This is a genomic window from Flavobacterium aquicola (genome assembly GCF_003385115.1).
GTDB classification, from domain to species: Bacteria; Bacteroidota; Bacteroidia; order Flavobacteriales; family Flavobacteriaceae; genus Flavobacterium; species Flavobacterium aquicola.
On the sequence record NZ_QUNI01000002.1, the window covers coordinates 131138 to 152897 of the forward strand.

The 21760-nt window shown below is 34.0% G+C and carries 14 protein-coding genes and 1 pseudogene; 10 read left to right on the plus strand and 5 right to left on the minus strand.

The features are described 5' to 3' along the window. Window positions 1-33: 33 nt before the first annotated feature. Complete coding sequence (locus tag C8P67_RS03225) at window positions 34-2484, plus strand: outer membrane beta-barrel family protein (protein ID WP_115810360.1); 2451 nt, start codon at window positions 34-36, stop codon at window positions 2482-2484. A 78-nt stretch (window positions 2485-2562) separates the two neighbouring features. On the opposite strand, the gene C8P67_RS03230 is transcribed toward C8P67_RS03225, so the two are convergent. Then, entirely contained in the window at window positions 2563-2730 is a 168-nt protein-coding gene (locus tag C8P67_RS03230) for a hypothetical protein (RefSeq protein ID WP_115810362.1), read from the minus strand. A 329-nt stretch (window positions 2731-3059) separates the two neighbouring features. Between C8P67_RS03230 and C8P67_RS03235 the strand changes: the two genes are divergently transcribed. Continuing rightward, window positions 3060-4487, plus strand: coding sequence for an L-serine ammonia-lyase (locus C8P67_RS03235; RefSeq protein ID WP_115810364.1), 1428 nt, complete (start codon window positions 3060-3062; stop codon window positions 4485-4487). A gap of 106 nt (window positions 4488-4593) precedes the next feature. Here the strand turns inward: C8P67_RS03235 and C8P67_RS03240 are convergent, their stop codons facing one another. The 3 genes from C8P67_RS03240 to C8P67_RS03250 all read right to left on the minus strand — a co-directional run bounded on the left by C8P67_RS03240 (window position 4594) and on the right by C8P67_RS03250 (window position 8432). Further along, window positions 4594-6537 carry a KUP/HAK/KT family potassium transporter gene (locus C8P67_RS03240; protein ID WP_115810366.1) on the minus strand — a complete coding sequence of 648 codons (1944 nt, stop codon included), beginning with the start codon at window positions 6535-6537 and terminating at the stop codon, window positions 4594-4596. A gap of 103 nt (window positions 6538-6640) precedes the next feature. Beyond that, the gene (locus tag C8P67_RS03245) at window positions 6641-7327 is read right to left on the minus strand and encodes a response regulator (protein WP_115810368.1); all 687 of its coding nucleotides are present in this window, start codon (window positions 7325-7327) and stop codon (window positions 6641-6643) included. Beyond that, window positions 7320-8432, minus strand: coding sequence for a sensor histidine kinase (locus C8P67_RS03250; protein ID WP_245980362.1), 1113 nt, complete (start codon window positions 8430-8432; stop codon window positions 7320-7322). The genes C8P67_RS03245 and C8P67_RS03250 overlap by 8 nt, the downstream gene beginning before the upstream one ends. Window positions 8433-8947: 515 nt before the next feature. Between C8P67_RS03250 and panB the strand changes: the two genes are divergently transcribed. The 7 genes and pseudogenes from panB (at window position 8948) to C8P67_RS03285 (ending at window position 18349) form a co-directional block, all read left to right on the plus strand. Further along, window positions 8948-9766 (plus strand): 3-methyl-2-oxobutanoate hydroxymethyltransferase, encoded by an 819-nt coding sequence (gene panB, locus C8P67_RS03255; protein WP_115810370.1) that lies wholly within the window; start codon window positions 8948-8950, stop codon window positions 9764-9766. 88 nt (window positions 9767-9854) lie between these two features. Next, window positions 9855-10544 carry an RluA family pseudouridine synthase gene (locus C8P67_RS03260; protein WP_115810372.1) on the plus strand — a complete coding sequence of 230 codons (690 nt, stop codon included), beginning with the start codon at window positions 9855-9857 and terminating at the stop codon, window positions 10542-10544. A gap of 78 nt (window positions 10545-10622) precedes the next feature. Further along, on the plus strand, window positions 10623-11951 hold the full coding sequence (locus C8P67_RS03265) for an aldehyde dehydrogenase (RefSeq protein ID WP_115810374.1): 1329 nt from the start codon (window positions 10623-10625) through the stop codon (window positions 11949-11951). Between the two features lie 174 nt (window positions 11952-12125). Continuing rightward, window positions 12126-12896: a DUF2189 domain-containing protein gene (locus tag C8P67_RS03270; protein WP_115810376.1), complete on the plus strand. Its 771-nt coding sequence runs from the start codon at window positions 12126-12128 to the stop codon at window positions 12894-12896. A gap of 701 nt (window positions 12897-13597) precedes the next feature. Next, on the plus strand, window positions 13598-16990 hold the full coding sequence (locus C8P67_RS03275; protein WP_170141402.1) for a PAS domain S-box protein: 3393 nt from the start codon (window positions 13598-13600) through the stop codon (window positions 16988-16990). A gap of 63 nt (window positions 16991-17053) precedes the next feature. Then, window positions 17054-17905: pseudogene (ypfJ, locus tag C8P67_RS03280) on the plus strand (KPN_02809 family neutral zinc metallopeptidase). A 30-nt stretch (window positions 17906-17935) separates the two neighbouring features. Then, the gene (locus C8P67_RS03285; protein WP_115810379.1) at window positions 17936-18349 is read left to right on the plus strand and encodes a hypothetical protein; all 414 of its coding nucleotides are present in this window, start codon (window positions 17936-17938) and stop codon (window positions 18347-18349) included. Between the two features lie 58 nt (window positions 18350-18407). On the opposite strand, the gene C8P67_RS03290 is transcribed toward C8P67_RS03285, so the two are convergent. Then, window positions 18408-19895 (minus strand): YifB family Mg chelatase-like AAA ATPase, encoded by a 1488-nt coding sequence (locus C8P67_RS03290; protein WP_115810381.1) that lies wholly within the window; start codon window positions 19893-19895, stop codon window positions 18408-18410. Window positions 19896-19938: 43 nt separating this feature from the next. Between C8P67_RS03290 and C8P67_RS03295 the strand changes: the two genes are divergently transcribed. After that, on the plus strand, window positions 19939-21720 hold the full coding sequence (locus C8P67_RS03295; protein WP_115810383.1) for a recombinase family protein: 1782 nt from the start codon (window positions 19939-19941) through the stop codon (window positions 21718-21720). Window positions 21721-21760: the final 40 nt, after the last annotated feature.

Sequence of the window (21760 nt, forward strand, 5' to 3'; positions counted from 1 at the left end):
TGCGTCTTACCTCAAAATCTTATTTATTACTAAATGAAAAATTTAAAATTTACCATAGTTCTATTATTCCTACTATTAGGACTATCCAATTTTGCTCAGCAAGGACCTCCAGCATTTACCAAAGTTAAAGTTACTGGAAAAATCGTTGACAAAAAGAGTAATCAGCCCTTAGAATATGCTACTATTACTTTAAAGAATCAAAAAAATCCAAAGGCCATTTCTGGCGGAATAACAAACAACAAAGGCGAATACGAAGCTGATGTTATTCCAGGAGTGTATGATATCACTATCGAATTTATTTCTTTCAAAAACATAGAAATAAAAGACAAAAAAATAACCGAACCAACTTCCCTTGGCACCATTGCCCTCGAAGATGATGCCTCGCAATTAAACGAAGTAGTTGTTCGTGCCGAGAAATCTTCAGTAGAGATCAAGCTCGATAAAAAAGTATACAATGTTGGTCAGGATATGATGGTAAAAGGCGGAACTGTAAGCGATGTTTTGGACAATGTTCCTTCTGTTTCTGTTGATACCGAAGGAAATGTAAGCTTAAGAGGAAGCGACAACGTCCGGATATTAATTGACGGAAGACCATCCTATGCCGTAAACGTTGCTGAAGCTTTAAGACAGCTTCCTGCTGATGCGATTGACAAGGTCGAAGTTATTACTAATCCATCTGCACGATATGATGCCGAAGGAGGGTCTGGTATAATTAATATTGTACTTAAAAAAGGTAAAAATCAAGGTTTTAACGGAACGCTTATTGCTTCTACAGGTATTCCTGAAACTTATGGTTTAACTGCTAACATAAACTATAAAACAGAAAAATTAAACTACTTCACCACTGCGGGTTTTAACCATAGAACAAATGAAGGAGGCGGAAAAACCAATTCTGAGTATTTCAATGAAGATGGTTCTGTTAAAAATTACTTATATGAAGACCGTGAAACAGAGAGAACCAGAGATGGTTTTAATGGAAGAGCAGGTGTTGAATGGACTGTAGCGCCAAATACCTATTGGACAAATGCTATTAATTATGAAAAAAATACGGGTGAGGACAATGATTTGATTAACTATAACAGCTATGATGCATCTCGAGTTTTCACAGGCACAACTTACCGTTTAAACACTGGCGATACTGGCAGTGAAAATGCCTCATTTACTTCAAACTTAATTAAAAACTTCAACGATAAGGGACACAAACTTACCGTTGACACTTCTATTTCCAGAAATACTGATGACAGCCAAAGTGTAATTACAGGTTCTGACAATTATAATAATACGCTGAACAACCAAATTCAGAAACAAGGACAGTTACAAGCCGATTACGTTCTGCCTCTAGGAGAAGGAAGCCAGTTTGAAGCTGGATATAAAGGAAATTTTGCTGATTTAAACAATGAGTATTATGTTCTTGACGAGAATGGCATAAAAATTAAGAATTTATCAAACACTCTGGAATACAAAGAAAATATTAATGCTCTCTATACTCAGTATGGTTTCAAAGCAAATAAGTTCTCTTATTTATTTGGACTTCGATGGGAAGACACTAATATCGAAGTGAATTTATTAGAAGACCCCATACAATTTAATACTAAAAAGTATAACAACTTTTTTCCTAGTGCTTTTATCAGTTATGAGATTTCAGATCAAAGCAACATCACAACCAGCTACAGCAAGCGTCTTTCAAGACCAAGAGGACGTTTCATGAACCCTGCGGTAAATTATTCAAGTAATGTTAATATTTTTCAGGGAAATCCTGACCTAGATCCATCATTAACAAACAAATTTGACGTTGGTTATATCAAACGATGGGAAAAAGTAACCTTTAATACTTCGGCATATTTTGAAGATACCAAAGATGTTTTCAGCTTTGTTCGGTCTCCTACAGGTGATGTCGTGAATGGAGTTCCGGTAATTAAAAGCCAGCCAATCAACTTAGGAAAAGAGCAAAAATATGGTTTTGAATTTACTTTAAATTATAATCCATTCAAAATATGGAGAATAAACAGTAATTTCAATTTTTATAATGTAAAAACAACTGGAGAACACAGCTACACAGATACAAATGACAAAGTTATAGTTCAAAACCTTGACAATGAAGCAACCACTTGGTTTGCAAGAGTGAGCTCAAAATTAACTTTGCCATACAAAATCGACTGGCAGCTGAACGGTACCTATAATGGGGAACAAAAAACTGCACAGGGAAAAAACTTAGATCAGTTTTCAATGAATACCGCTTTCAGTAAAGATGTAATGAAAGACAAAGCGACAATTGCATTCAATATCAGTGATATTTTCAACACCAGAAAAATGAGATCATATACCTATCTTGATAATCAAATCTCATATGGCGAAATGCAGTTCCGTAAACGTCAGTTCAATTTATCGTTTACTTACCGTTTCAACAAAGCGAAAAATGAGAGAGAGAAAAATGCGCCAAGAAATGAAGGTGGCGGAGATGGCGGTGGCGATTTCCCTGGATAATATACAAACTCAACAAAATACCACAAAAAAAGGATTCGTAATAACGAATCCTTTTTTATTTTAAAGTAAAAAAAAAGACTAAGCTTCTTCTTCTTTTTGTTTTGCTTTCTTTTCTTTATATGCTTCCCAAGTTGCTCCACCTACCCAGTAAGATACGAAACCAACTAAGAAAAACATTAACCAGAATCCCATTGTAAGGATGGTTAAGAAAAGTAAAAAGCCTAAATACTGTTGAAATTCAAACATGTTTTCCGGAATTTTTGAATGTAGCGACAAATGTATGATTTAAATCTTTTCAGACCAATAAAATCAGTAAAAACTACAGCATTTTATCAAAATATTTTTTATTCCTTAAACTAGGGAATGGCTAGGCTGAAGTTCTGCTTTATTAATTGAGAAATATTTCGCTTCGAAAAATAGCAAAACAGCTCTTTCTCTATTTTAAAACTTTAACGATATTCCAAAGCATCAATAAAAAAGCATACCAATTTTATCAAATTCATACTTAATAAAACAAAAGAGTTACTATTACATAAATTAATAATTATATTTGTTCAGTAATAAACAAAAAATTCATGGAAGAATGTATCTCTGTTTTTGATATGTTAAAAATTGGTGTTGGTCCATCCAGTTCACATACCCTTGGACCATGGCGTGCAGCAGAACGTTTTTTAAACGAACTAAGAACTGATTTTGAAATCAATACAGTAACAAGAGTCAAAGTCGATTTGTACGGTTCGCTTTCATTGACTGGAAAGGGACATGCAACCGATTTGGCAGTCATGCTTGGACTTAGCGGCCAAGACCCAGAATACATTCCTATCCAAAATATTGACAAAATCATCAAATCGATTGAAGCCAAAAGCGAAATCCATTTGGGAAACCAGGTCAGTATTCCTTTTTTTATTCTTCAGGACATTGTTTTCAACAAAGACTTCCTTCCTTTTCATGCTAATGGATTGACATTTACAGCATACTTCAACAACGAAACTGAATACAGTTCGACTTTTTATTCCATAGGCGGTGGATTTGTTGTGAAAGAAGAACGGGAAAATGCCCAAAATAAAGTTGCCATAAAATGTGCTTTCCCCTTCCCTATCAATAAAGCAAGTGAACTTTTGGCCTATTGTGCCAAAGAAAATAAATCCGTTTCGGAAATCGTTTATGACAATGAAAAATCCATGCGCCCCGAAACAGAAATTCATCACGAACTACTGCGCATTTGGAACACTATGCTGGAATGCATGTATATCGGCTGTCATTCCGAAGGGATACTTCCCGGAGGTCTGCATGTACGAAGACGCGCTTTTGACATGCACCAAAATCTGATTGGACTATGTAATTATTCTACACCGCAGGAATGGCTGGAAGAAATAAGAAAAACTGAAGTTAAATTCCGCCAAATTCTAAAATGGGTAAGCTGTTTTGCATTGGCAGTAAACGAAGTCAATGCGGCGCTAGGCAGAGTGGTTACCGCTCCTACCAACGGAAGTTCGGGAGTGATTCCGGCAGTCTTGATGTATTATATGGTTATCGAAAATCATCAGGCTGGCGAAAATGAAATCAAAAAATTCCTTATGGTTACCGGCGAAATAGGAAGTATTTTCAAAAAAGGCTCTACCATTTCTGCCGCAATGGGAGGATGCCAAGCCGAAATAGGAGTTTCGAGTGCCATGGCTGCCGCCGCATTATGTGAATTATTAGGCGGAACTCCTGCTCAGGTATTAATGGCTGCCGAAATTGCTATGGAACATCATTTAGGATTAACCTGCGACCCTATTGGCGGCTTAGTACAGATTCCATGTATTGAAAGAAATACTATGGGTGCAATAAAAGCAATTAATGCTGCTGAGCTTGCTTTGGCAACAGATGCCAATAACGCAAAAGTGTCTTTGGACAAAGTAATTGATACTATGTGGCAAACCGCCAAAGACATGAATTCCAAATATAAAGAAACCTCCGAAGGCGGACTCGCAGTTGCCGTAAATATGGCGGATTGCTAGTTAATTAGAAAATTTGGAAAATGAGATAATTAGATAATTGACTAAGTCGCCAATTATCTAATTATCCAAATTTTCTAATTATCAAATTGACACATTATCTCATTGACTAATTAACCATCTTCCTTTCTAATTCTAATTTAACAATAGGATTATAAACGGCAGGAATCTCTTCGATGACCACATCACTTTTATCAAGTCCGAAAGCTCTCGTATCTGATAGCGACATATTTTTCAGTACATAATAAGAATTCAGTAAAAGTCCGTCTCTTACAGAAAACTCATTTTCTACAGACAAAAACTTTTCAATAATTACAAATTTAAAATCAGGTTCCGAATTGTATTTTGTTGAACCATCTGAGCGGATATGCAGATTCAGTTCTTTATTTTCGATAAGATCATGAACAATTCGTTTAAAATACAATTCAACTTTAGGCTGGATTCTAAAACCTATATTCAAAACAATCTTAATCACTTTATCGTCTAATAATTCAATAACTTCATAATTCAGATCAAAAGGAGAATTAGTCCGGTTGATATGAAAAAACCAATATACATCAGCTCTTTTTGGTTTTTTAGAAAAAATGGAATTCAATATTTTCTCTTCTATTTCATAATTCCTGTCTGCTTTTGACAAATAAATTAAATGAGTGGAATATTTAGGAATCAAGACATCATTGCTCAATTCCTTGAACTTCGTTGTATACTCGGTCAAATTGGTAAATTTCACTAATTTATTGTTGATTTTTCGGGAGAAATACCAAACGTACATCGTCATAAAAATAAACAACTCGAAAAATAAGAACATCCAACGTTCTTTGATTTTAACAATATTGGCGACGAAAAATGCGACTTCGATAATCACAAAAACAGTTATGATTGCACCAATGAGAATTCTGTTTAATTTTTTGATATAAATCAAATAATAATTAAGCAGTACAGTTGTCATCAGCATCGCAATGGTTATTGAAAATCCATAAGCGGCTTCCATATTTGAAGAAGTTCTAAAATACAGCACCATCAAAATACATCCAATCCATAAAATAGTATTTACCGATGGAATATAAATTTGTCCTTTCAAATTCGTTGGATTTTTCATCGAAACTCTCGGCCAGAAATTTAGCGAAACTGCTTCGTTAATTAATGTAAACGATCCGCTTATTAATGCCTGCGAAGCAATTATGGCTGCGAAAGTCGAAATTATCACACCTGATAACAAAAACCAATGGGGCATAATTGTATAAAAAGGATTTCTGCCTTCAAGGAAATGACTGCTTTGGTTCATCAGCCAAGATGCCTGTCCCAAATAATTGACAACTAATGCTATTTTTACAAAAGTCCAAGTGATTCTGATATTCTCTTTTCCGCAATGTCCTAAATCCGAATACAAAGCTTCGGCTCCAGTTGTACAAAGAAAAACAGCTCCCAACAGCCAAAAACCATGCGGGTATTCAACTAATAACTCATAAGCATACACCGGATTCAAAGCAGTCAAGATTGCCGGATGCTCTAAAATTTGGACAAATCCTAAAACAAAAAGCATCAAAAACCAAACAACCATAGCGGGACCAAAAAAGAAACCCACTTTTTGCGTTCCAAAACGCTGAAAAAAGAAAAGACCAGACAAGATTGCAATAACAATGGGAAGTATTGGAATATTCGGAACTACATCACCCAATCCCTCAACAGCTGAAGCCACAGAAATAGGCGGTGTAATAATTCCGTCAGCCAAAAGCGTGGTAGCTCCCAGAATAGTAGGAATTACTAACTTTCCTTTTCCAAATCGTTTGACCAATGCATAAAGAGAAAATACCCCTCCTTCGCCATGATTGTCTGCAGAAAGGGTCATTAAAACATATTTAAAAGTTGTTTGAAAAGTAAGTGTCCAAAATATACACGAAATCCCTCCATAAACTAATAATTTTGATATTTCCCTTTGCCCGATAATGGCTTTCATAACATATAACGGACTGGTTCCTATATCTCCGTAAATAATTCCGAGTGCCACCAAAAGCGATGCCGCTGTAACTTTTTGAACCGTTGATTTATTCATTTTATTTTAATTTTATTTTATTAATTTTTGGACATAGAAAGTCCTGTATGAGGTGCATGAAACACTTCATATTACATTTATTTTCAGTTTTTTTTAATTGATTTTAACTGGTATTAAACCGGTAGCCTACACCGGACTCCGTAATAATGAACTTAGGGCGATTTGGATCTTCTTCTATCTTTTTTCTAAGCTGGGCAACAAAAACGCGTAAATACTGAGTTTGATCGGCATAGCTGTTTCCCCAAACCTGTTTCAGTAAATATTGATGAGTTAATACGCGTCCTTCATTTTTTATGAAAATAGAAAGCAGATTATATTCTGTCATTGTGAGTTTCAAAATTTCATTGTTCAGCCTGACAATTCTGGAAGCTAAATCAATTGAAACAGCGCCAAACTCAATTATAGGTTCTTTTTCATTGGAAACCATATTCCGCAAAGCTGTCCGAATTCTAGCTAGCAATTCCTGCGTGCGGAACGGTTTAGTCAAATAATCATTTGCCCCGTTATCAAGTGCTTTTACAATTTCGTCTTCGGCACTTTTTACGGTTAAAATTATAATTGGATTGGTATACCATTCGCGTAAACGTTTTAAAACAATTTGTCCGTCTTCATCTGGCAGACCCAAATCAAGAATAACCAAATCAGGCTGATAATTAGCAACCATCGACAATCCTTCTTTTGCATTTACTGCAAAAATTGTTTTGTAGTTATTAGAATCCAACGTGATTTCAAGAAGCTTTCTAATTTGAATCTCATCATCAATCACCAATATTTGAGCACCGTTATTCATTTGAAATTTCTTTAGTATTCATTGTTAAAGTGTGAAAGCTAAGCGTAAAAACCGAACCACCTTCTTCCCTGTTTTCAAGTTTTACTATTCCATGCTGTGCCTCGACAAATCCTTTTACAATTGACAAACCAAGTCCAGTTCCGCCGGTTTTTGAGTTTTGCAGACGGTAAAATTTATCAAACACCTTATCTAATTCAGCTTCAGGAAAACCGATGCCGTCATCGGCAATTGTAATCACACACGGAAATACTTTATCGGGATTATATTCAAAATCGACATCTACATTATAGGAAACCTTAATTTCTATTTTGGCTCCTTTGGGCGTGTATTGAGAAGCATTGAAAACCAAATTGTAAATTATCTGTTGCATCAAACCATAGTCTAATTTGAAAAGCGGTAAATTTTCATCTGTTTTTACAACTACTTTATGAAACTGTAAATCGTCCTTTAAATGATCTAAAACATTATAAATCAATTCTTCTAAATCACACCAATCCATTTTTGGCTCTATAACACCCGATTCCAATCGCGACATATTCAGTAAATTTTCTACCTGATGATTCAGTCTCAAGGATGCTTTCTCAATCTCGGCATATAAATTCTCTTTATTTTCCTCAGAAATAGGCATGGATTTGCTTTGAATGGTATCTATAGCTCCCATTATTGTTGAAATTGGCGTTCTCAATTCATGAGAAAGAGAGTCCAATAAAGCATTGTAAAGTTTCATCGTATTAATTCTAACCTCTTTTACCTGCAATATCTTTTCGGCTCTCCTGATTTTATGAGTCAAAACTGCATTGATGAGAGCAATAATGAAGAACAAAAACAATAATAAAGAGTCTTCGGCATTGCTGATGTGAAACGTATAATACGGCTTAATAAATAAAAAATTCAATATTAACGCACTCAAAACTGCACTGAGTACTATTGGCAAAATGGTCAAAAACATCGACAATACTGAAACGACCACTAACAGCAGATAACCAACAATTTTGTAGTCTAAATAATCTCTGATGAACAAACACAATGATGCAACGATACCAACTGATAAAACGCTTATCAAATATTGATTTTTAATCTTCATCTGATTCAAAATACTATTCATAATCCTTGTATTTATTTGATATGACAAAGTTAGACCATATCCTATAAGTATTTTATAATATAACAAAGCACGATATAAAGATTTTATAAAGATTTCACTTAACAGTTTTCAGGAGCGGAAAAATTGGGCATTTTTGGAAATATGGTTCCCGCTTTTCGCTATATCTTTTCCTTTTTAAAGAAAAAAGGAAAAGGATGCCGCTACACACGAGCGAAGCGAACTGACGAAGTAATCGGGGCTAAAGGCAGGTAATTGGCATTTTTGGGGTCAATTATAAGACCTAACAGGTTTTAAAAACCTGTTAGGTCTGAATCGCTGAAATCCCTATCATGAAAAACTTCATATTTTAATAAAATTCATCAAAACCATAATTTAAATTACCAATATCACAATTTGACTAGTTCTCAATCACATATTCTTTCCAAAAACTCAATTTAGAAAAATTCTATTTATTACTTTTACAGTCTCAAAAACAAAATCAATTCCGACATATCGGAAATAAAATAAGAAAATACATGTCTGCAATAAAAAAAGATTACAAAAAAGTCACTACCAAGTCATTAATCGAAATGAAATCTAACGGTGAAAAAATCTCCATGCTTACTGCCTATGATTATACGATGGCAAAAATTGTGGATACCGCTGGAGTTGACGTTATTCTCGTTGGCGATTCTGCCTCCAATGTTATGGCTGGTCACGAGACAACACTGCCAATTACTTTGGATCAGATGATTTATCATGCTTCATCTGTTGTTAGAGCTGTGGAGAGAGCTTTAGTCGTAATTGATCTTCCTTTTGGAAGCTACCAATCTGATTCTAAAGAAGCTTTGCGCTCTTCTATCAGAATCATGAAAGAAAGTGGCGGACACGCTGTAAAATTGGAAGGCGGAAAAGAAATTAAGGAATCCATCAAAAAAATTCTAAACGCCGGAATTCCGGTAATGGGACATTTGGGATTAACACCACAATCAATCTATAAATTTGGAACTTACACGGTTCGCGCCAAAGAAGACGAAGAAGCCGAAAAGTTAATTGAAGACGCCAAATTACTAGAACAATTGGGCTGTTTCGCTTTAGTACTTGAAAAAATCCCTGCAAATCTGGCGAAACAAGTAGCCGAGAGTATTTCTATTCCTGTTATTGGAATTGGTGCCGGTGGCGGTGTTGATGGACAGGTTTTAGTAATTCACGATATGCTAGGTATGAATAATGAATTTAGTCCCCGTTTCTTAAGACGTTACATGAATCTATACGAAGGTATGACTTCAGCCATAAGTAAATATGTAACAGATGTGAAATCAAAGGATTTTCCAAACGAGAAGGAACAATATTAAGACTCTGAGTTTCTAAGATACTAAGCCTCTAAGAAAATAAACTTAGGAACTTAGTATCTTAGCGACTTAGAAACTCTAAAAAGTCTGAATGAAAATTATTTCCACAAAATCCAATCTTCAAATCCTTCACGAAGACAATCATTTAATTGTCATCAATAAACGCGTTGGTGATATTGTGCAGGGCGACAAAACTGGCGACAAACCATTAAGCGATGTTGTAAAAGAATACATAAAAGACAAATACAATAAACCTGGTGAAGTATTCCTTGGAGTTGTACATCGACTGGACCGACCAACTACCGGAATTGTAGTTTTTGCGCGTACTAGCAAGGCGTTGACAAGAATGAACGAATTATTCAGTAACAGGGAAACTCAAAAAACCTATTGGGCAGTTGTCAAAAACAGGCCTTCAAAAAGCGAAGACACTCTAGTTCATTACATCAAAAGAAACGAGAAAAACAACACTTCAAAAGCCCATACAAAAGAAGTTCCCGACAGTAAAAAAGCTAGTCTGGAATATAAAATCATCAAGGAACTGGACAATTATTTCGGGCTTGAAATTCAGCTACATACGGGCAGGCACCATCAGATACGCGCACAGTTGTCAGCAATAGGTTGTCCTATAAAAGGAGATTTAAAATACGGTTTTGAACGAAGCAATCCTGACGGAGGAATTCATCTGCATGCAAGAAAACTTGTGTTTGTTCATCCTGTTTCTAAAGAAGAAATCACCATTATTGCTCCAACTCCCGAAGAAGTTATTTGGAAAGCTATTTAAATTTTGGCATAAAAAGAATTTTATTCTGAATTTTAAATTTAACTTGCATTAGCATAATGATTTAAATCTTTTTTCGCTATGAGTTACAAATTAAATATTAGTACCAGAAAAGAAGCTTTAATAAAATTGATGGATGAAATTATCAAGCACGAAAATGAGATCATCCAAGCATTATATGAGGATTTCAAAAAACCTCCATTTGAGTCGATAGTTACTGAAACCAGTTATATCATTTCTGAATTAAAAGAGACAATAAAAAATATTGAAAAATGGGCCAAAATTAAAAAGGTCTTGCCTTCATTACTTAATTTTCCCTCCACAGATTATATAGTAAAAGAACCTTACGGAAAAGTTTTAATTATAGCACCTTGGAATTATCCTTTTCAATTAGCTATCAGTCCATTGACAGCAGCTGTTGCCGCTGGTAATCAAGTAGTATTAAAACCTTCAGAATTAACACCAAAAACTTCGGCTATAATTTTACAAATTATAGAAAAAGTATTCCCGCATCAGCATGTAAAGGTAGTAGAAGGAGGTGTTGAGGCAGCTCAAAAACTATTAGCACAGCGCTGGGATTATATTTTTTTTACTGGAAGTGCTGCTGTTGGTAAAATTGTTGCCAAAGCTGCTGCCGAACATCTTACTCCGGTAACTCTCGAATTAGGTGGTAAAAATCCCTGCATCATTGACGAAACTGCCAATTTGAAACTGGCTGCCAAAAGAATAGTCTGGGGGAAATTTTTGAATGCCGGACAAACCTGCATTGCTCCCGATTATATTTTGATTCAGGAAGAAATGAAAAGTCATTTTATTACTTTTATAAAAAATGAAATTACTAATGCTTATGGGGAAAATCCAAAAAACTCTCCAGATTTCGCCCGAATCGTAAACGAAAAAAACTGGCATCGCTTAGCAAGCATGATTGCACCGGAAAAAGTAATCACCGGAGGAACAACTGATGTAGAAGACTGCTATATTTCTCCCACATTAATTGATGAAAACGATCTTGACAGCGAACTGATGAAGGAAGAAATTTTCGGCCCGATACTCCCTATAATTACTTATAAAGATGAAAAAGAAATTGATAAAATAATTTCCAAATATGAAAAACCGCTTGCCTTATATGTCTTTACAGACGATAAAAAATTTGCAAAAAAAATAATTCAGGAGCATTCATTTGGCGGAGGCTGTATTAATGATACAATAATTCATTTTGCAAATAAAAGGCTTCCCTTTGGCGGTGTCGGTCACAGTGGTATCGGTGCGTATCACGGGAAGTTAAGTTTTGATACATTCTCTCATCATAAAGGAATTGTAAAAAAAGCAAATTGGCTTGATTTAAATTTAAGATACGCTCCCTATACCAATAAAATTAATTCGATAAGAAGATTATTAAATTGGTTATAAAAAACAAAAAAGCATCAAAATCCTAAAAAAATTCTTCGTAAAAACAGTAAATTTACACACTGAAACAGATTTTTACAATATAAATTACGACAATGAGATTTACTTTTTACGAAATATCATCTGAAAATCTTTTTCCAACATACATCTAAAAAATAATTAACCTAAAAACATACAATGAACCAAACTCTAGAAAGATTACAGGAAATTGAAAAAAATGGATACCAAATAGATTTTGGAAATATATTTAATCACGCCTTTGAGAATTATAAAAAAATTGCTTTATATGCTGGGTCAGTAATAGTCATCTTCAGCGTATTATTTATTGTTTTTAGTGCCTTTTCTCTGCTATCGGTTGTAGGTGTAACCGAAATGACAAAGGATCTTTCTTCGGAACAGCATAAAATAGAAAGACTTATCGAATCTAATATAGAGGCTATGGGAATCGGTTCCATAATTATTTCCTGTTTGCTCAGCCCTTTTCAGGCTGCTTTCTTAAAAATGGCAGATCATGCTGACAGAGACGAAAATTTTCCTGTTTCATCTTTATTTTCATTCTATAAATTACCTTATTTAAAAGAAATTGTAATTGCTACTTTGTTAATCTCAGTAGTTACTTTCGCCCAAGCGACTTTATTCAGATATATAAAATTTGAGTTTCTAGGCATCTTAATTAACTATTTTATTTCGTTTATAACACTTCTTACCATTCCACTGATTATATTTGGTAACTTACAGGCAATGAATGCTATAAAACATAGTATTCAGATTGTGCTCAAACAGCCAATTGTTTTATTAGGACTGATAGTTGTTGCAATTATAGGGTCATTGATAGGTTTTATGGCCTGTTGTGTTGGTCTGTTTTTTACAATACCTTTTATTTATTCTATGAATTATGCCATTTACAGTGCTATTATAGGAATAGACAATACCACCGAAAATGAGTAACGTTTAACCATATATTAAATTAATAGTTATCCCCTGAGACTATGCTATTATGTTGTAATATTTTATTGTTTTTCAACTTCAACTTTTCTTTATCAAGTTCAGTTGGTGCTCTTGTGCCATTAAGTTTAGAACAGACACATTTAATAACAACAACTAATAGAACCATTTTTTTGTTAGCAATGCTAATAATTTTATTGGCAGCGATACTATATTCTAATACCAGAATAAATTCTATTTTAAAAAACATAGATAATCTTCCTGCCGAAGAATCAGATAAAAGGGAATATCAGCTTTATTTATTATTTTTAGGATTAGCTATTCCGTTTATAGAAATTCTATTTGAATTGTTTCATGTGAGGCCGGAAAGCGTTTTAATTAAAAATTTCTCTGTTGGCTGCATCTTTTTACTCATATTTTTAGCAAGCGAAAAATCAAAATATTTATACAATAGAATTCGAAATATTTTTGTTTTCTTATTTTATCTGTATTGTATTTTAAAGGCGTATAATATAATATTCATACCAAGGGATGCTATACCTCCTTATTCATTTATTATTGCTTTATTCTTTTCGTATATAGTCATTAAACCAATCCAAAAATACTGGATCTTTTTCGGGTGCGTCTTTTGTTATCTATTCGCAATCTATGCCTTTGAAGTTGTCCCTGCCAAAAAAGTAATAATGCTTATTTGCGGCTCTCTTATGATTTTCATAATAAACCATATTAGACATGTCTCGTTAGCTAAAATTCAGGAAAAATTTAATTTCACCAATGAAATAGTAAACAAAGGAAACTCATTAACAATTGCTACCAATAAAATGGGAGAAATTACTTTCTGCAGTAACACTATAACCTCAATTTTAGGTTACACACCTGAAGAAGTAATGGGATATGGCTTTTGGAAACTTACTGAAGATCCCGAATTTATCGGCATCGACTATCATAAAAACTTTATAGACAATCGTTTGTACGTTAGAAAATTAAAATGTAAAAATGGTGAATACAAATTCATACAATGGATTGATAAAAAATTTAATGAAAATTCCATTATCGGAATTGGACAAGACATTACTAATGAGATAAAAATCAGAAAACAATACGAAACATTAATTCAGACTGCTGTTGATATCATTTTTGAAGCCGATGCACTGGGTAATTTCACTTTTGTTAACGATTATGCAGTAAAAGCGTTAGGATATTCCAGAGAAGAACTCCTTTGCAAAGACTTTTCATCTTTAATTAGAAAAGATTACATTACGAATACCATGAGTTTTTACCAAAACATTCTTGATATTGAAGAAAATTTCACCACTCTTGAATTCCCAATAAACAAAAAAAACGGAGATGAAATATGGATATCGCAAAACGTTTTTGTCAGAAGAAACAGTTTTGGAGAAATCGAAGGCTATTCTGGAATTGCTAGAGACATTACACAATTAAAAAATATTGAAGATGAAAAATCAAAAAGACAGTTTAAAATTGAAGAGTACAGTACAACTCTCAAAGATTTAGCTGTTTTAAATCATTCCAATAGTGACAATTTTGATCAAACCATCAGTAACATTCTCAAAATTACCGCTGGTGCGTTAGGTGTAAACCGCTCTAGTTACTGGATCTATGACAAGGAGAAGATTATTTGCAGTAAACTCTATGAATCCCAAAGCGATATTCTAGAAAGCGGTATTCAATTTTATAGAAATGAAAACATAGGTTATTTCGAAAAAATTGAAAATAAACTTCAGGTAGTTCAATCTGATATTAAATCATACACTATTAACAATAAAATAAAAAGTGATTATGTTAATAGCAATAGTATATTTTCAACACTGGATACACCAGTTTTCATTGATGGTGAATTAAAAGGAATTCTTTCTTTCGAATCAACTCAGCAGATTAAAAATTGGGATAATGAGGATATTAATTTTGCAAAATCTATTTCGGATTTAATTATTATAGCGCTCACCTCGCAGATGAGGTTAGAAATTGAACGCAAGCTGGCTTATAAAAGTGAATTGCTTTTGGTCATTAATAAAAATACTAATCAGTTTTTATTAGAAAAAAGTACCAGCAAACTTATCATGGGAATAATTAATGAGCTGGGAAAAGTTACTAAATCAGAACGGATTTCCTATTTTAAGAAAAATCCAAAAACCAATCTTTTTGATCAAAAATGTATGTGGACAAATGATCTGCATGATTTTGACACTGTACTTCCTATACTGCAAAATCTTGAATTTAATGAATTTGACAGCAATATAAAAGATTTATCACCAGTAGAATTCTTTGAAAGCATTAAAAATAAAGTCAAAAATGAAACAGTAAAATTAGGTTTAAACCGTTTAAACCCTGATTCCATGCTTTTTTTTCCGGTTTTTATTAAAAATGATTTTGATGGTTTTTTTGCATTTGATAATTCAACAGAGGAACGTATCTGGAACCGTGATGAAATTTCTATTTTACAATTATTAGTAAAAAACATATCCTCTTCTATTGAACGAAATATTAACGAATCTATCATTGAAGAAAGTGAAGAACGCTTCCGTTTATTAGCAAATAATATTCCCGGCACTGTGTATTTATCTAATTACGACGAAAAATACACAAAAATTTATCTTAACGATGAAATTGAAAAACTAACAGGATATCCGAAATCTGATTTTTTAGAAAATAAAATATTTTTTATAGACTTAATTGTTCCTGAAGACATTGAGAATGTATTATCAAAAAATAAAAAAGCTTTAGAAGAAAAAAAATCATTGCATGTCGTTTATAGAATTATCAATAAAAATGGCTCTGTAGTTTGGATCGAAGAATTTGGAGATTCTATAATTAAAAATGGAGAGATTACATTCATGGAAGGCATTTTCATTGACATCACCGAAAAGAAAAAGAACGAATCGATTGTTAAAGAAAAAGAGCTGGCAGAGGCGGCAAACAAAGCTAAATCCGAATTTCTAGCTAATATGAGTCATGAAATAAGAACTCCGTTAAACGGAATTATTGGCTATACCGATCTGCTGATGAATTCTAAACTCGAGACTACACAAAAACAATATATGAATACCATTAATCAATCGGCCAATATTTTATTGGAAGTGGTTAATGATATACTTGATTTTTCTAAAATCGAGTCAGGTAAGCTGGAACTCAATATTGAAAAATATCGAATTGAAGATATTATTCAGCAAATAAAAGAGCTAATTAATTATCAGGCTCATTTGAAAAAATTAGATATAAACTATATCATTAATGAAGATGTTCCAAAATACATTTGGGTAGATTATATCCGTCTCAAACAAGTGCTTATCAATCTGCTGACAAATGCAATTAAGTTTACTCACAATGGCAGTATTGATCTCACCATATCAGTATTAGATGTACATAAAAATCAAACTTTGTTAAGATTTTCGGTAAAGGATACAGGTATTGGCATTCGAAAAAGTAATCAAAAAATTATTTTTCAAGCCTTTTCTCAAGAGGACAGTTCAACTACCAAAAAATTTGGAGGTACGGGGCTGGGATTAACAATTTCAAATCAATTGTTAAGTTTAATGAACAGTAAATTACAAATAAACAGCCACTATAATGTGGGAAGTACGTTTTACTTTGATATTAAATTGAAAAGCAGTAATAAATTAAAACAAAACAAATTAATAGATTCTCTAAAAGTAATTTCTGAAAATCGTATCTTAGAATTGGAAAATGAAGAGCCTAAAATATTGATCGTAGAAGACAATAAAATTAATATGCTTTTGACTAAAACATTAGTCAAGCAAATTGTTCCAAAATGTACTATTTTTGAATCAAGCGATGGCGAAAAAGCACTTGAAAAAGTACTAGAAATTAGTCCGGACATAATTTTTATGGACATTCAAATGCCTTTAATTAATGGATATGAAGCGACTAAAGCGATTCGGAAAATACCGCAATTACAAGATATCATTATTATTGCTCTCACTGCAGGAACAATAATGGGTGAAAAAGAAAAATGCATCGAAGAGGGCATGAATGATTATGTTTCTAAACCTATAATAAAGAAAACACTTGAAGATATTTTAGAAAAGTGGCTCAAGCCAAAAAGTATGTCTTTATAAAACTGCCCTTTTTTGAAATTACCATTACTGTTTAATAAGGAACCAAAATAAATTATATTAGCTATGAAATGGATTGGAAGAAGACAAAGCGATAATGTAGAAGACCGAAGAGGAATGTCTGGTGGCGGTAAAACCATTTTGGGAGGCGGAATCATTGGTATCATTATTTTACTTGTAAATGCTTTTGGCGGTGAAAATGCTCAAATGATAACACCTATTTTAGAGCAATTTAATCAGTAGCAAACTACACAGACTGAATCGAGACCTTTAACAGAAGAAGAAGAAAAATTAGGACAATTTCCTAAAGTTATTTTTAAAGACACTGAAGATATTTGGACTAAAATATTTGAAGAAAACAACATGCAGTATAAAAAACCAATTTTGGTTTTATTTACAGGTTCAGTAGAAACAGCTTGTGGCGGAGCGTCGTCAGCATCAGGTCCATTTTATTGTCCAGGAGATCAGAAAGTATATATGGATTTGGCTTTTTTTGATGAATTACAAACTAAATTTGGGGCTTCGGGAGGAGATTTTGCAACTGCATATGTTATTGCTCACGAAGTAGGACATCACATACAAACACTATTAGGAACATCGGCCAAAATGCGTCAGGCCCAACAAGGAAAAAGTGAAGCAGATGCAAATAAATTATCTGTTGCACTAGAATTACAAGCTGATTTTTATGCTGGAGTCTGGGCTAAATATAATCAAGAAAATCTTGATATTGGAGACATTGATGAAGCATTAAGTGCCGCACAAGCAGTTGGAGATGATGCTATTCAAAAAAGAATGCAGGGACATGTAGTTCCGGAATCATTTACACATGGTACATCAGAACAGCGTAAATATTGGTTTATGAAAGGATACACAACCGGCGATATTAGACAAGGAGATACTTTTTCGGAGGTAGATTAATAACCTTACATAACTTAAGCACCTATTGAGATGAAGAAACTATTAGTATTTATTTTTATTGCTATTGGATTACTAACTAACTGCAGTAATGACAATGACTCAAAAGAAAAAAACATTACAGATAAATCTTTTGATTATAAAATAATTGATGCTAAAGGTTATGACAGTAAATCAAATCAAACCGATTTACCTTTTACAATTGATAAAGATTCAAGGTTTACATATAACAAAGAGAAACAAACAATTGAATTAACTGTTTATAAGGATAATGCTGTAGTTCCAAGTATATTTTTTGTTACATCTTTCGAAAAAAATATTTACCATACAAAAGCTGAATCAGATAATGACTTCTCTTACGATTTTGAGCTAGCGGATGGTAAAATCATAAATTACATTTATAGTCAAAAAGTACTTATAGGCAAAGTCATTTATATTGTACAATAAAGAATATAGTGCCTAGAGCATTAAAAATGCTACAGCAACTATTCTTTTTGTTTTTAAACTACCCCAGCCACCCATCTCGATCCAAACTTCTATACTGTATCGCTTCTGCAATATGTCCTGAAACAACTTGGGGTGCATCATCCAAATCGGCGATTGTTCTGGCTACTTTCAGAATTCTGTCATAGGCACGAGCAGAAAGATTCAGCCGTTCCATGGCGGTTTTCAGTAACTCCTTGGAAGCATCATCAAGAGCGCAATGTTCCCTAATATGTTTAGTACTCATTTGGGCATTGTAATGAATGTGTTCCATTTCTTCAAATCTTTTGGATTGGATTTCACGCGCCGAGGTTACTCTTTTACGAATATCAACACTGCTTTCGGCTTTTCGGTCATCTGATAATTTTTCGAAAGGAACGGGCGTTACTTCTATGTGAATATCAATTCTATCCAATAATGGTCCCGAAATTTTGCTCAAATAACGCTGCATTTCGTGTGGCGAAGAAGTCTGCGGAGCATCCGGATCATTAAAAAAACCACTCGGACTAGGATTCATACTCGCCACCAGCATAAATGACGATGGATAAGTGACCGTAAATTTAGCTCTGGAAATTGTTACTTCCCTATCTTCCAACGGCTGCCGCATTACTTCTAGAACATCGCGCTTGAATTCCGGCAGTTCGTCTAAAAACAAAACACCATTATGCGCCATCGAAATTTCTCCCGGCTGCGGGTAACTTCCGCCACCGACTAAAGCGACATTGGAAATGGTATGGTGCGGACTGCGAAACGGACGCTGATTCATCAATCCAACTTCTTTCAATTTTCCTGCGACGCTGTGAATTTTTGTAGTTTCCAATGCTTCACGCAATGTCATTGGCGGTAAAATACTGGGCAGTCTTTTGGCAAGCATGGTTTTTCCAGCTCCCGGAGGGCCTATGAGAATTATATTATGGCCGCCGGCGGCCGCAATTTCCATACAGCGCTTGATGCTTTCCTGTCCTTTCACATCGCTGAAATCAAATTCGGGAAAATCAAGTGTTTTATAAAATTCGGCTCTGGTATCTACTGTAGTGGGTTCTAACGTTCCTTTTCCCTCCAGAAAATCAATTACTTCCTGCACATTAGAAACGCCGTATACATCAAGTCCTGAAACAATTGCAGCTTCTTTCACATTTTCAAGAGGAAGAAAAAAACCTTTAAAACCTTCTTCTTTTGCCTTTATTGCTATTGGTAAAGCACCTCTAATAGGCTGTAAACTTCCGTCAAGCGACAGCTCGCCCATGATTACATATTGCTCGTAGATATCTGTTTTTATCTGTGCAGACGCGACTAAAATCCCGATTGCCAATGTCAAATCATAAGCAGAACCTTCTTTACGCAGATCAGCTGGAGCCATGTTAATGATGATTTTTTTACCCGGCATTTCATAGCCGTTATTCTTGAGTGCGGCCGCAATACGATAACTGCTTTCCTTGATGGCATTGTCCGGCAAACCAACCAAATGATAACCGATTCCCTTATCTATATTAACTTCATTTGTTATTATAAACTAGTAGGTATATATTTGCAGTACTTTAAAACTGTAGAAAATGGACAAAGTAGCAATCTATGCTAGGGTTTCGACTGCTGACGGTAAGCAATCCTATGAAAGACAAATACAAGACCTTACAAGAATCGCCTTACAACACGGATACACTAACGAGCAAATACATGTATTTGCGGAAATGGTCAGCGGATACCAAAAGGAACGCCCCGAAATGATTCGGTTGTTGAACATAGTCGAAAATGAACCGCAAACATACAAAATTATATACTGTACTGAGATTTCGAGAGTTGGTAGGAATCCAAAAAATACACGTGAGATAATTGACAAGTTAACCGAGTTAAATGTTCCGTTATGGATTGATAGTATTAAACAAGCTACAATCGAAAGCAGTGGGAAAAGAAACATCATTGTTAGCATCATACTACAAGTACTTATGGAGTTCGCTGACCTCGAAAGTGAACAAATGAAAACACGTATGGCAAGCGGTAAAATGAAGCGAGCCAAGGAGGGAAAAACATCGAACAGTGTACAACCATACGGTTATACAAGCGATTCAGATGGTTATGTTATTATTGATGAAGAAGAGCGAATAATCATTGAACAAATATTTGAAAGTTATCAAAGTGGAATAGGAACACGCATAATTGCGCAAACTCTTAATACAATGCAAGTACCAACCACACACGCCAAAAGAAACCCGACCAAAGTGTATAACTACAATAAATCAATACCAACTATTGAAGGTAATGAGATTAAATGGACTGATGTTGTAGTACGACAAATATTAATTAATCCAATTTACAAAGGAGACCGAAAATTTAAAGATGAAATAATTAAAGTTGAACCAATAGTGAGTGCTGAGGCCTTTGACTATTGTAACGAACTACTTAAAACAAAGAACACAAGAAACATATTAACCAAACACGAATATCTACTTAAAGACCTTATTCGTTGTGGGTGTTGCGGTCGAATTTACATGGGACGTTATGTACTTGGTGGCGATGCAGTTTATCGTTGTACCTCTAGTCTGAAAACACGATGTGCAAACCGTAGTATTAACATCAGCTTAATCGAAACTATCATTTACAGTTTAATTCTTAATAGTGATGCGTTATTAAAAACACTAGAGAATCCAAACGAGATGTTAAACCAAATCAAAAAGGAACTAAAGCAAAATGAACAGTTACTTAAAAATGAGGAAAAGGAATTAACTGCAAAACAGAAACAACTTGAAAACCTTTTAACAACTATGACCCTATCAGCAAATCCAAATTTTAGTTTGTATACAAAGTTGGAAAATGACATATTAACTCAAATTGATTTAATAAAGAACAAAATAAGTCTTTTAAAGAGAGATATTTTCTCAAAGATAACAACTGTTCAAAACTTCAACATCGAAGCAACAAGCCGAGATATGATAGTAAAGGCACAACACAACCGACACGAATTAAAAAACATATTCAAACAGTTTGTACAAGGAATAGTTATTAATGACTTGAGAAATGGATACGTATTGGCAAACCTAACAATCAAGATTAACGGTGTAGCTTACACCAATCAAAGACTAAAATTATTTGTATATGCAAATGGTGTTCGCAAGTATGGTGGTCGAAATGAGAAAACCTACAAATACCTTTCAGCACTTCATCTAATCAATGACCCAACGTATAAAAACAACATACTCACGACCGAGATACAGGACATAAAAGAAGAGTTTGAGCGTTTGGTAGAACAGTCAAAAGATACTACAGGATTAATACCCATTCATAAATTCTATAACATACCAAAAGAAAATCGACTATACATTAATGAATGTGATTTATAATTTGGAAATAATTAAAATAATTATTAATCTTTGTTAAACA